This is a genomic window from Bacillus sp. FJAT-50079, assembly GCF_018343515.1.
Classification (GTDB): domain Bacteria; phylum Bacillota; class Bacilli; order Bacillales; family Bacillaceae_C; genus Lederbergia.
In genome coordinates this window covers 282147-294555 of the sequence record NZ_JAGYPD010000004.1, presented here as the reverse complement: position 1 = coordinate 294555, position 12409 = coordinate 282147, and the positions used below count along the sequence as shown (strand labels likewise).

General features: G+C 38.7%; 12 protein-coding genes. All 12 read right to left on the bottom strand.

All coding sequences use genetic code 11. From position 1 onward, the window contains the following. Positions 1 to 17 precede the first annotated feature (17 nt). The 12 genes from KHA95_RS12340 to KHA95_RS12280 all read right to left on the bottom strand — a co-directional run bounded on the left by KHA95_RS12340 (position 18) and on the right by KHA95_RS12280 (position 12407). The gene (locus KHA95_RS12340; protein WP_213137807.1) at positions 18 to 791 is read right to left on the bottom strand and encodes an enoyl-CoA hydratase; all 774 of its coding nucleotides are present in this window, start codon (positions 789 to 791) and stop codon (positions 18 to 20) included. A 14-nt stretch (positions 792 to 805) separates the two neighbouring features. Then, positions 806 to 1396 carry a TetR/AcrR family transcriptional regulator gene (locus KHA95_RS12335; RefSeq protein ID WP_213137806.1) on the bottom strand — a complete coding sequence of 197 codons (591 nt, stop codon included), beginning with the start codon at positions 1394 to 1396 and terminating at the stop codon, positions 806 to 808. Positions 1397 to 1699: 303 nt separating this feature from the next. Next, complete coding sequence (locus tag KHA95_RS12330) at positions 1700 to 3394, bottom strand: long-chain-fatty-acid--CoA ligase (RefSeq protein WP_213137805.1); 1695 nt, start codon at positions 3392 to 3394, stop codon at positions 1700 to 1702. A gap of 487 nt (positions 3395 to 3881) precedes the next feature. Next, positions 3882 to 4829: a sugar-binding transcriptional regulator gene (locus tag KHA95_RS12325; RefSeq protein WP_213137804.1), complete on the bottom strand. Its 948-nt coding sequence runs from the start codon at positions 4827 to 4829 to the stop codon at positions 3882 to 3884. Positions 4830 to 5005: 176 nt separating this feature from the next. Further along, on the bottom strand, positions 5006 to 6031 hold the full coding sequence (locus KHA95_RS12320) for a 2-keto-3-deoxygluconate permease (RefSeq protein WP_213137803.1): 1026 nt from the start codon (positions 6029 to 6031) through the stop codon (positions 5006 to 5008). A gap of 263 nt (positions 6032 to 6294) precedes the next feature. Beyond that, entirely contained in the window at positions 6295 to 7251 is a 957-nt protein-coding gene (locus tag KHA95_RS12315; protein ID WP_213137802.1) for a sugar kinase, read from the bottom strand. A 608-nt stretch (positions 7252 to 7859) separates the two neighbouring features. Then, positions 7860 to 8177 carry a sugar-binding transcriptional regulator gene (locus KHA95_RS12305; protein WP_213137800.1) on the bottom strand — a complete coding sequence of 106 codons (318 nt, stop codon included), beginning with the start codon at positions 8175 to 8177 and terminating at the stop codon, positions 7860 to 7862. A gap of 111 nt (positions 8178 to 8288) precedes the next feature. Then, positions 8289 to 8951 (bottom strand): L-ribulose-5-phosphate 4-epimerase, encoded by a 663-nt coding sequence (locus tag KHA95_RS12300; protein ID WP_213137799.1) that lies wholly within the window; start codon positions 8949 to 8951, stop codon positions 8289 to 8291. A gap of 12 nt (positions 8952 to 8963) precedes the next feature. Further along, positions 8964 to 9983, bottom strand: a complete 1020-nt coding sequence (locus KHA95_RS12295) for a transketolase family protein (RefSeq protein ID WP_213137798.1) — start codon at positions 9981 to 9983, stop codon at positions 8964 to 8966. A gap of 2 nt (positions 9984 to 9985) precedes the next feature. Further along, entirely contained in the window at positions 9986 to 10945 is a 960-nt protein-coding gene (locus KHA95_RS12290) for a transketolase (protein ID WP_213137797.1), read from the bottom strand. Beyond that, positions 10873 to 11739 (bottom strand): L-ribulose-5-phosphate 3-epimerase, encoded by an 867-nt coding sequence (locus KHA95_RS12285; RefSeq protein WP_213137796.1) that lies wholly within the window; start codon positions 11737 to 11739, stop codon positions 10873 to 10875. The genes KHA95_RS12290 and KHA95_RS12285 overlap by 73 nt, the downstream gene beginning before the upstream one ends. A 14-nt stretch (positions 11740 to 11753) precedes the next feature. After that, positions 11754 to 12407, bottom strand: coding sequence for an orotidine 5'-phosphate decarboxylase / HUMPS family protein (locus KHA95_RS12280; protein WP_213137795.1), 654 nt, complete (start codon positions 12405 to 12407; stop codon positions 11754 to 11756). Positions 12408 to 12409: the final 2 nt, after the last annotated feature.

Here is a 12409-nt window from a genome sequence, read left to right as displayed (position 1 = left end):
CATTATATGAATCTAGCTTATTTTCCTTTAAATTGCGGTTCTCTTTTTTCGAGAAAAGCACGGATTCCTTCTTGAGCATCTTCAGACGTAAATACAACACCAAATTTATTCGCTTCTTCTTTAACCCCTTCATAGAATCGATCAGATTTGCTATAACGGAGCTGATCAATCGCGGCTTTTAAAGCAATCGGGCTCTTCTTCGCTATTTTTTGCATCATCTCAAACGCCTTCGTTTGCAATACTTCCTCTGGATAAGATTCATTTGCAAGACCCCATTGCACCGCTTGCGCCCCCGTCAGAGGCTCACTCGTAAATAATAACTCTGCAGCCTTTGCAGAGCCGATCAAACGCGGGAGCCGCTGTGTTCCAGCAAAGCCAGGGATAAGTCCGAGCTGTAATTCAGGTAACCCAAGCTTCGCGGTTTCACTGACCAGCCGAATGTGACAGGCCATTGCTAGTTCCAGACCACCACCTAATGCAGCGCCATGAATCGCCGCAACAATTGGCTTTGGAAAGCTTTCAACCTTTTCAAACACATGTTGTCCGATCATCGCAAGTTTTGAAAATTCCTCTCCAGTTGTTACGGTTGTAAATTCCTTAATGTCAGCACCTGCGGAAAAAAACCGCCCTTCCCCATGAATTAAAATCGCACGGACTTGATCATCCGTTTCCAACTGATCAAGTAATTGTCCTAATTCCGTAATGAGTTGAGATGACAATGCATTCGCAGGTGGACGATTAATCGTTACCGTCGCTATTTTTTCATTTATTTTTACCATTAAATGATTCATAGGAACCGTTCCCCCTATTCGTAATTGCCTCCACAGCCATTGATCATCAAGTTTACAATCTTAGGTGCAAGTGCAACAAGGTCATATTTTTGTTCATTCATAACCCATGTTGTCACCGTTTCATCCATCGTGCCGAAAATCATTTGTCTTGCAAGACGAACATCGAGATCTACATTGAATTCTCCATTTTCTTTCCCAAACAGAAGGATATGTTCGATCAGCTGCAAATATTCCTTTAAAACTTCGTTAATCTTTATGCGTAACTCTTTATTCGACTGCCGTAATTCAAGCTGAGTGACTGTCGCTAAATTACGATCCTCTGATAATATATGAAAATGATTTTCAACCATTATTAATAATTTCTCTTTTGCCGTTTCTTTTCCTGCTACTACATCTTCAAGTTGATCAATAAATACCCCCATTTTTTCTCGAAAAACTGAAATGAGGATATCCTCCTTATTATTGAAATAAAGATATATCGTACCGTCTGCGACACCAGCTTGTTTAGCAATTTTCGAGACTTGCGCCTGATGATAGCCATTTTCTGCAATGACAACAACTGCCGCATCAATGATTTGTTTATATTTTGGTTTATTCCTTCTCAACCATTTTCACCTTCTATACATTAATATGAATGACCATTCATTCATATTATGATCATAAATTGGAAGCGTTCGTAAGTCAAGGGAATCCTCCTTTTTTATGCTCAGATTACCATTGTTAGCGTATTTACATCATAGAAGTAAATCGAACTCCACTATCCTTCTCCCGCGAAAAATCTTCAATAAGGTCAATCGAAACACGCTCGATTGACCCTCTCAGGAAAAAAATCTTAAATACGATCAATCAAGCGCACGTTATTTACCAAAAGCCTACTCTCTTATACTGTATTAGCTTTTAGACAGCCCCTATCCAAGCTTCTCATCATTTTCCAACCTTCTTCTTTCTTCATCGATGAGTGCACGTCGCAATATTTTTCCGACTGCTGTCTTCGGTAATTCTTTACGGAATTCATAAATGCGTGGAACTTTGTAGGCCGCCAAATATTTTCTGGCGTATTCGTCTAATTCTTTTTCGGTGATAGAGGCCCCTTCTTTTAAGACGATGTATGCTTTGACCGTTTCTCCACGATACGGGTCTGGCACTCCTGCAACGACCATCTCCTGAATAGCAGGATGCTCATATAAAACGTCTTCGATTTCACGCGGATAAATATTATATCCACCAGCGATAATCATGTCTTTTTTACGGTCAACGATGTAAAAATAGCCTTTCTCGTCCATATAACCCATGTCACCAGTTAGTAGCCAACCATCTTTAAATGTAGCGGCTGTATCATCAGGACGATTCCAATATCCTTGCATGATTTGTGGTCCTTTTACAACAATTTCTCCTATTTCGCCAGGCTCAGCCCGCTCGCCTGTTGGCGTCATAATCATCGCATCTGTATCGGGCCATGGAACGCCGATGCTTCCCTTTACACGCTCTCCCTCCCATAAAAAATTCGCATGCGTGACAGGGGATGTTTCCGTTAAGCCGTATCCTTCAACAAGCTTCCCACCCGTTACCTTTTCAAACGCTTGTTGGACTTCAACCGGAAGTGGCGCCGATCCACTTAAACAGGACTCAATCGATGTTAAATTATATTTTTTTAAATCAGGGTGATTCAATAATCCAATATAGATCGTAGGCGCTCCAGGAAAAATCGTTGGCCGCTGTTTATCGATCGTTTTTAATGCTGTCTCGACATCAAATTTTGGCAATAAGATCATTTTGTATCCTTCCATGACAGCCAAAATTAATACAGTCGTCATTCCATACACGTGGAAAAACGGGAGAATGCCAAGAATTCGTTCTTCCCCTTTTTTCGCTTTATATAACCAGGCATCACAAGCCGTCGCATTGGCGATTAAATTTTTATGTGTAAGCATTACACCTTTTGGATAGCCCGTTGTACCACCTGTATACTGAATAAGAGCAAGATCCTTTTCCGCATCAAACTCTACATCTAATGGTTCTGCTTGCGTTTCGCTCATAATCGTTTTAAATAGATGATCGTTTCCTCCATGTTTTACATTGACAACGATGCCTGACTGTTTTTTTTGGATAAATGGGTAGATGATATTTTTAGGAAATGGTAAATAGTCTTTGACAGCGGTTACAATCGTATGTTCGAGATTTGTGTTTTTCAATACTTTAGAAATGCGTGGATATAAAAGATCGAGTGCAATAATCGCTTTTGCTCCGGAATCTTTCATTTGGTATTCCAATTCTCGCTCCGTATATAGTGGATTTGTCTGTACAACAATACCGCCCGCATATAAAATGCCATAATAACTGATGACACTCTGCGGACAGTTCGGCAGCATGATCGCTACTCTGTCTCCCTTTTCGATGCCAATGCCACGTAAATAATTGGCCATCTTCAATGAACATTCGTACAACTCCTTATACGTCATTTCTTTTCCCATAAAATGTACGGCAGGTTTATCACGATATGTTTTAGCTGCTTCTGTTAAATATGATTGAACAAGCTTCTTTTCGTAAGTCAATGAGGTCGGTATTGTATCTGGATATAAATCTAACCACGGCTTCGTTTCCATACAATCCCCCTTTTCCTTATAGAAAATCGCAACTTCTTTCTATATTATAGTATATTGAATCAATTCGGACAATTGAATCATGAACAAAGATTAAGTCAAATTTTATTGGAATATTTTCTAGAGAGCAATTCCTTTGTTTTAGCATTTGACATCTCCTTCATATTTCTTTTGGTGCCCTATGAAGAAGTAGCAGTGACGACTCGAATATTTCCTTATTACCCCAATTTACAAATCACTTTAACATAGTATTGGGATATGTTAGAAGTATCTTCAGGAGTAATTGTTTAGTTATTCAATAAATAGGGCCACCTCCAATGAATGAAGTGACCTCATTATTTTCTTTAAGCTTATAAATCGATTGATTCAGGATTAAAAAATAGTTCCATAGTAATTCTAGCTATCGCTTTATTATAGATATTCCCCTAATTCAACATAACTTACTACGAACGAATGGCTAGTTGTTACCTCGTTCCCCTACCTTTCATCCTTAATTTGTTTCGGCATTCAAAATTTTTCTAGCAGTAAATTCATCAATTACTAATGAATTAATATATTTACCACGTATTGCTCCAAGAGTAATATCATTTTTAAATGAGTGGGCAACGACTCCAATCGACCACTTTTTCTTCAATAAAGAATCTAATGGTACTCCGATAACATAATTATTTGGAATTTTAACCATTGTTCCCTTTTCATCAACCATTTGCGCGAGGATATGACCAACTGCCCCCTTTTCAATATATTCATTCCTTCTCGCCTCATCTAAATAGCCAGATCTATGTAAACTTGAATTTACTTCTGATAGTGAGCCAAGTCCCATTAATACAATATTACAGTCTTCAGCCGCCTGTAACACCTCTTGGATTTGCTGTTGATTGAGCAAAGCATTTTTTACTTGTTCATCTAAAACAACCGCAGGGGAATTAATATATTTATAGCTACCTTTCAATCTCTCAGCCAATTTATACGCGAGCTCAGGTCCATCGATGGCAGGGTCCCCGCTTCCCAAAGATCCGACTAATTGAATAACATTAACATCCGTGAAATCCGTTTCAGTAATGGAATCTACTACGTGTTTAATCGTTCTTCCCCATGAAATTCCAATTAGGTCATTGGGCTCAATTAAACTAAGCAAAAATCTTGAAGCAACATACCCAATGCGCTTTAATGTTTCATCAGAGTTTTCATCACCCGTCTTAACGACCAATACATCTTTTAGATCAAATTTATTTTTTAGTTGGTCGGATAAATTATAATCCAGCTCGACAGGTGTATTAATGGAAATACTTACAAAGCCCCGCTTTTTTGCCTCTTGGATCATTCGTGACACAGTTGGCCTTGAAACCCCTAACATTTGTGAAATCTCTTGCTGACTTATTTCTTGTTTATAGTACAACTCGGCTACTCGCAAAACCAGATAGTCTTTGGAACTCATTTTTCCTCACCTTTAAAGTTTATTTACAATAATAGTAACATACACTTCATTTAACAAATAATAAAAAAAGCACCCTTTGGGAATTTTAACATCACCAAGGGGTGTTTACCTTATAATTAAACGTATTTTTCAAACTTCCTATTCCTTTAAGGTATTCATTTTATATAATCAAAATCTTATGCATGTTTATGCAATGGAACCTCCATTTTTGTTCTTTCTGACCTAGGAAGATTTAAATCTTGGATATTTATCCCTTTTCTCTCTAAACGTTTAACTAAGAAAGTGATAAATAACGGCAGTCCTATTAAACCTACCACCACTGAGGTTGCGATCTGAACAGTAGCAATCTCCATTATGGGTGCAAATGCGGGACTTGCTGCGGCGATTATTGCAGGAGTTGCAATAGCATTACCCGCAATCGTTCCTTCTGAAGCACCGACAATCGGATTCCATCCAAACCAGCTGTATACAATATAAACACCTCCACCAGTTAGAATAATCGTTAAGATACCGATGAGTACTCCGCCAATTCCACCTGCAATTAATGATTGCAGTGAAATCCCCATCCCAATACAGAATGCAAAAAATGGAATTAATAAATCTGTTCCTTTTGATAAAAGGCTGCGCATATCTTCGTCAAAATTTCCTAGCACAGCACCAATCATTATTGGTAAAATAACTGAAATTAAATCTGTAATCTTAAAAAGACCATCAACAAAACCCATCATCCCAAACAAGGAAAGGGTTATCATTGTTAGGAAAGGACCATCACCAATCGCTATAAATGGATACGCAGCAGTATCATCTTCACGACCATACTGTCCAGCAATTGCCAGATATACTGAGCCCGCACTGTTACTCATGCCAGCGAGAATAGCAATCGGTGCCATTCCAAGAAACAAACCTTCCATACCGGCGACAGCAAAGCCAATTAAAGCAACAACAGCAGCAACAAACCATTTCACAGAAAGGAGGGTAAGACCTTTTTTAAAAGCGGAACCAATCATATTCACACGAACTTGAGCACCTATACATACTAGAAATAATGCAATGAACGGCATCGTACCATTCACTAGCAGTGCCTCAGTAAATCCACCAATTCGTAATAGGCCTGGAGAGACTGAATTAATAATCATCCCTAAAAATAGAGGAACTATTACCATTCCGGCTGGGATTCTTTCAATAGTCTTTTTTATTTTCATTTTACACACTCCTTTTAATTAGAAATTTGAAACTCCAATTAATACTCCAAACATCGTTAAAGGATTTCTCCTACCAACATTATTTCCTGAAAAGGCGTTCCATTTAATTAAGCGCTTACAAATCCTGTAAAAAATCAATTAACAACATTGAAATTCTTATTTATTAATTAATAGCTTCCCTATAACAGTTAACAATATTTAATTTGACTCACTATATATTTCGAAGAAACATTGTATAAACTTTATACTGTCTTCAACCTTAATTAGCGAACAATGTCCCCCGCTTCATATTCTAGCAATAAATTTAATTCCTTCGGATTTGTATTAACAACTTCACCATATTGGCTTAACGCTAAAGCTGCTGTTAAGACTCCATATTTAAGCCCTTTTGCAAAATCTCCTTCTAACCAACCGTATAATACACCACCTGCCAAACCATCACCAGCACCTATTCTGTCAATAATCACAACCTTTCGTGCAGGTTCCTCATAAATCACATCATCTTCTAATCCAAGAACACCTGACGCTCCTCTTGACATAACAACCTTGGAAGCGTTTGATTTTTTTTGCAACTGACGGATGATTTCATGATCGCTACCCTCACACCCGAATAAAAATTCAGCATCGCGCTTCGAACAAAACAGCACTTCTACATTTTGTATCATTGGCAGCATGGTTTCATATGCTTCTTCTTTACTCCATAAAGTACTGCGATAATTGACATCAAAGCTAATTGGTACTCCCTTCTCACGTGCCCGCTTGATCGCTTCTTGAACGATTTCTTTTGTATTTTCGGATAATGCTACCGTAATTCCAGTTAGATGAATGATCTTTGAGTCTAATAAATAAGACCAATCTACATCCTCTTTACGAATATTGGTGAAACAAGTATTTTTACGATCAAAAATAACATTTGTCGAACGCGGAGGTGTTGCGTACTCCACATACAAGGTTGCAAGCCGATATTGATTGGACCAAATAATATTATCTACATTAATCCCATGGCTTCGGTATTCATTTCGAACCCTTTTACCTACTGGTGTTTCTGGCAAACAGCTAATCCATCCAGTTTTTCGACCTAAACGTGATAAACAGCCAACTACATTTGCCTCTGCACCAGAAACACCGATTTCAAAAGAGTTTGCTAGATTAAGCCTTTTTCCGGCTGGAACAGATAAGCGAAGACTTCCTTCTCCAATTGTTGTGACATCAAAGCCCATGTTCATTCCCCTCTCTTTTACAAAATTTCACAATTAGGAAATAATGTTCATTTTAATTATATTAAATTTTCAGATCACCATCAATAAAAATAAATAATTTTACCCGTTAATTCATGAATAATAAACGAATCGAAATACGGCAAGCATTTCTTCTTTAGGACATTTCCTTGTATTGAGCTTGCAAGCAGACTTTCTTTGGCTATGTCTGAGTAAATTAACACATCTAATGGAAGAGATCCCTCGTTAGCTAAGAATCAATAGTTGCTGCAAAAGGCCTTAAGGAATTGAATCGGAGGCTTTCCTTTCTACGAATAATTGGAAAGAACCGATGTTTCAATCGGCTATCCACTACGAAGAACAATTTTTATCCTTATTGATCTCCAATACAGCGTTCCCAACCTCTGGGGCTATTCTATCCCTTTTTATTTAATAGTTTTCTCCCTTTCGAACGAACCGATCACACTTTGATAGATATTTGCCGACTCAGCTTCGAATAACAATTCCTTAATTGTCTTTTGTTCCATTAATTCCTGAGCAATCTCCCTATTGCTCACGATGGCAGGTGCAGGATAACTTTCTTGCAATTTTAAAGGCTAATTCCTGCCCATCTATTTCCGGATTTCCTCTGCCAAATGCCCGACAATTTGAATGACTGTTGCCTGTGGAAAAGAAACATCAGCAAACGAATCAACAAAGGCTTTTATCGTCCTCCCCACGAGATTCCTCTCAATATGGAAGAAAACTACTTCGGCAACTATGGACACGGAAGCTTCCGGCTCCACATCCCCACTATCTGACACCAGCACACCTTTTAAGTTTAGCTTTTTACGTAGCGTTTCTGATAACTGGAAATCTAAAGAAACAGGAGTATGCGCTTTGATTTTCATCAATCCCTGTTTCTTTGCTTCTTTTAAAAGCCGTAACACTATGGGGTCTTGATCCCCCCTGATTTCCACAATCTTTAGTTACGTTAGATTTCTTGATAATATAATCCAACCACCTGAATATTCCGTTAATTACCCAGTCAACACCGACGCTCATTTAACTAAATCTTTTTTCTGACCGTAGGTATCATTGTAAATTTGATAGCCTCGTTCTACGACTTCTTCTGATAAAGGTTCAATTTTTGTTCTCAACATCGCATAATGAACGGATTGTGCTGTTTCCTCTAAAACAACGGCATTTTTTAATGCATTTTCCGACGTTTTCCCAATTGTAAAAACACCGTGATTGCGAATTAAAATTGCCGCTGATTTTCCGATTTTCTCCACTATCTCTTGCCCAATTTCTTCTTCACCAATAACGGCGAAATCAGAAATAGGAATCGACCCACCGAAAACTGCAGCAGAGGTAGTTGTGTATATATGCAACGGCTCCCCGGCAATTGCAAAACTCGTCGCATAAGGAGAGTGAGTGTGTACAATACCATTGACGTCATCGCGCTGGCGATAAACATATAAATGGGATGCTGTATCAACGGAAGGTTTAAAATCTCCATCAATTACCTTGCCGTGTAAATCCACAACTACCATCTTTTCAGGTGTAAGTTCATTAAATAATACACCACTTGGTTTAATTACAACATAATTGGTTTCTGGATCCCTTGCGCTAACATTGCCACTTGTCCATAAAACTAAGCCATTATCAACCAGTGCTTTATTTTGTGCGCATACGGTCTTTCTTAACTTTTCAAGCAGCACATCGCCACCTCCTTAAAGTGCTTCTAATTGAGATTCCTTGATTTCTTCATTTTCTACCTTAAAGTCAAATGCTTTAATATGTTCTTCCGTAATATTAAATTGCTTTCCTAATACTTCTTCAATCTTATTCAATAAACCAAAAGTATCTAGACCGAATTTACGCATCAAGTATTCTGCTGAAGCCCCATGTCCATAAGTGTCGGGAATACCAATTTTTGTTAATTTTGTTGAGATTCCATTTTCAGCCATCACTTCTGCTACGGCAGAGCCTAAGCCACCAATGGTCGAGTGATTCTCAATCGTAATAACTCCGTTTTTCGATTCCTTAAGAGCCTTAATAACACGTTCATCAGTGAATGGTTTTAAAGTAGATATATGAAGGTGTTTCACTTGGACACCTTTTTCTTTTAATAATTCGACCGCCCTCATTGCCTCTTCCGTACAGATCCCACTAGAAAATACAGTAATATCGTCGCCTTCATTTAATATTCTAGCTGTATTAAATTTAAAGGGTTCATTTTTCGAGAACAAACGTGGCAAACGTCCGCGTAGCATCCGAATGTATACAGGACCGTTGATATCATCGGTTGCATCTAGAACCGTTTCAACTTCAGTAGCATCTGCTGTTTCAAAGATCGTCATATTCGGTACGCCGCGTAATACTGAAATATCCTCAATTGCTTGGTGTGTTACTCCTCCAGGTGTCATGATTCCTGGAAGAAATCCAACTAAACGAACCTTTAAGTTAGGATAAGCTACGGACATAGATAACTGATCGAATGGTCTTCTATAAAGGAAGACAGCAAACGTATGCAGAAATGGAACATAGCCTTCTCTTGCTAAACCACCGGCCCAGCTTAACATATTTTGTTCTGCCATACCCATAGAAATAAATTTCTCAGGTAGTTGTTTTTTGAACTCAGTGATCTCAGTTGAACCTGTTAAATCGCCTGATAAAACAAGAACTTCATCTCTACTTCTTCCATATTTAACCATATTATGAGAGTGAGGATTATTTACAAATTCAACCATAATTACCTAACCCCTTTCTTCATATCTTCAAGAATCCCCTTGAATTGTTCTACTTCATGATCTCTAAATCTTACAAAATGAAGATTTGGCTTTCGATAATCCAATTCTGGTAATCCTTGGGCAGAGTTGGTATAGCATAAAACAAACAGTGGTTTTCCTTCAGTTGGTGTTTGGCTTGCCTTTACTAATTCTTCGATATTATGTCCATCAACAGTGACACAAGTTCCACCAAATGCCTCAATACGAGAATTGATTGGTTCGATATTCATGACGTCCTTTGTCCAGCCATCGTACTGTTGGCCATTAACATCGACATAAACGACAAGATTATCTAATTTATAATGAGCAGCAGCTTGGATTCCTTCCCAAGTTTGCCCCTCTTCTAGCTCTCCGTCAGACATGAATAAGAAGACTCTCCCATCTTCATGCCTCATTTTTCTAGCATGAGCTATCCCGCCTGCTTGACTGATTGCTTGACCAAACGAACCCGTTGTCAATTCAAAACCAGGGGAATGTTCCGCGCCTATTTGCTCGACAATGCTTCCATCCACATTAAATTCTTTAAAAGATTCTGGAGACAACCGACCGGTCTCGACTAAAGCGGCATAGATGACGACTGCATAGTGGGCAGGAGAAATTAATAAACGATCATACCCCGGTCCAGTTGGTCCATTATAAGCAGAACCTGTTACATAATCTTTATTATTTTCTCCAGGAACTCCGCCAAACGGAGGGGCAATATATGGCGCCTGACTTTTTCCTAACTTCATAACCCCGCCATATAAAGCGGCAACAGTTTCAGCACCGGAAAGGGCTTGACTCAAATAACATCCATTTTTATCAATCGTTAATTCCAATACCCATTGGCGAATCCCATGGGCTATTTTTTCTATTTTTTTATAATCATATTGCTCATTAAGTTTTGGCTGCGTGCTTGTTGCGGCATTTGATCCAATATCCATTTTCTTGCCTCCTTAATAATTTCTAAGCTATTTTCGCTGTTGTCGTTCCACATTTCTAATCCAAAAGGTCCATCATAGCCAACTTCAAAAAGGACCTCAAACACTGCTTTAAAATCGACGATTCCTTCTCCATATGGAACCCTTCTGAAAATCCCATCCTTAGTATCTTTAAGGTGTATGCCGATAATATGGTCGATACTCTCAACTAACGACTGCTTCACATCAAAATGATGCGCTGCTAAATTTCCGACATCTGGATACATCTTGAACCAAGGTGAGCGGACTTCTTCGATAATTTGTTTCATTTGCTCAATAGAAATGATGTCCCTGTCGACATTCTCAATGCCGAGCATCACCCCAGATTTGCCAGCAAGTTCGGCGGATTGATACATACCTTCTAAAAATCTTTTCTTTGAATCATCCGTTGCCTTTTCATGTTCAAGCGTATAATAACCGGCGATTTGGATTGTTCGAATTCCCATACTTGCCGAAAAATCAATGGCCTGTTCCATAATTTGAAGTGCTTGCTCCCGGATCTTTGCTTCCTTACTACCGAAAGGAAATTCACGATGGGCACTTAAAACCATATTGTAGAAGTTAACCCCGCTGTTTAAGCTAGCACGAAGCCAAGTGGCTTTTTGCTCTAACGACCACTGGAATCTTGATAAGCGGTCTTTGTCCAAAGATATTTCAAAAAAAGAATAACCTGCTTCAGCCGTTAAATGTAGAATACTTTCAATATCTTTGTTAAACGGCAATGCTTTCTCATAGATTCCTAGTTTCATTGTTTTCATCATCCCCTCCTCTATCACCCAAACACGCGGATGATTTCATCTTTATACTCTTTTGCCACTAGTAGGGGATTGGAGGAATTAGCGATTTTCCTACCAGCAATAAAGCAATAAACAGGGATATCTTTAAAAAGTTTGATTTCATCAACTGATAATCCGCCGGTAATACTCAAATTAAAGCCCTTGTCAGCTAAATTTCTTAATTCATTGATGACTTGAGGACTCCACTTTTCTTCTTCCTCTACTACTTCGCTGGAACGGTGATAAATTAACTGAGTAATCCCTAAAGATCGCCAGTAATCTGTTTGTTCACTCGTAAAGGATTGATTAATTTCTATCTGAACATCTTTGTTTTCTCTTGATTTTACTTCCTTAACTACTGCTTCAATCGTATCATTTGAAGCATCGCTCAATACCGTTACCCAATCAGCACCGGAGTCAAAGGCCAATTTGGCCAATTTGCCTCCAGCTTTGATAATGCGGATATCCGCTAGCAAGATGTGGTCTGGAAATAAGCTTCTCATAATGCGAACCGCTTGCATTCCATTTTCAATGGCGAGCATCGTACCGACTTCCATCACATCAACTAGTGATTGGGCTTTTTGAGCAGCAGCTAAAGAACTCGACAAATCATGGTTATCTAAAGCTAGTTGTAATTTGGGTCTGCTCATTT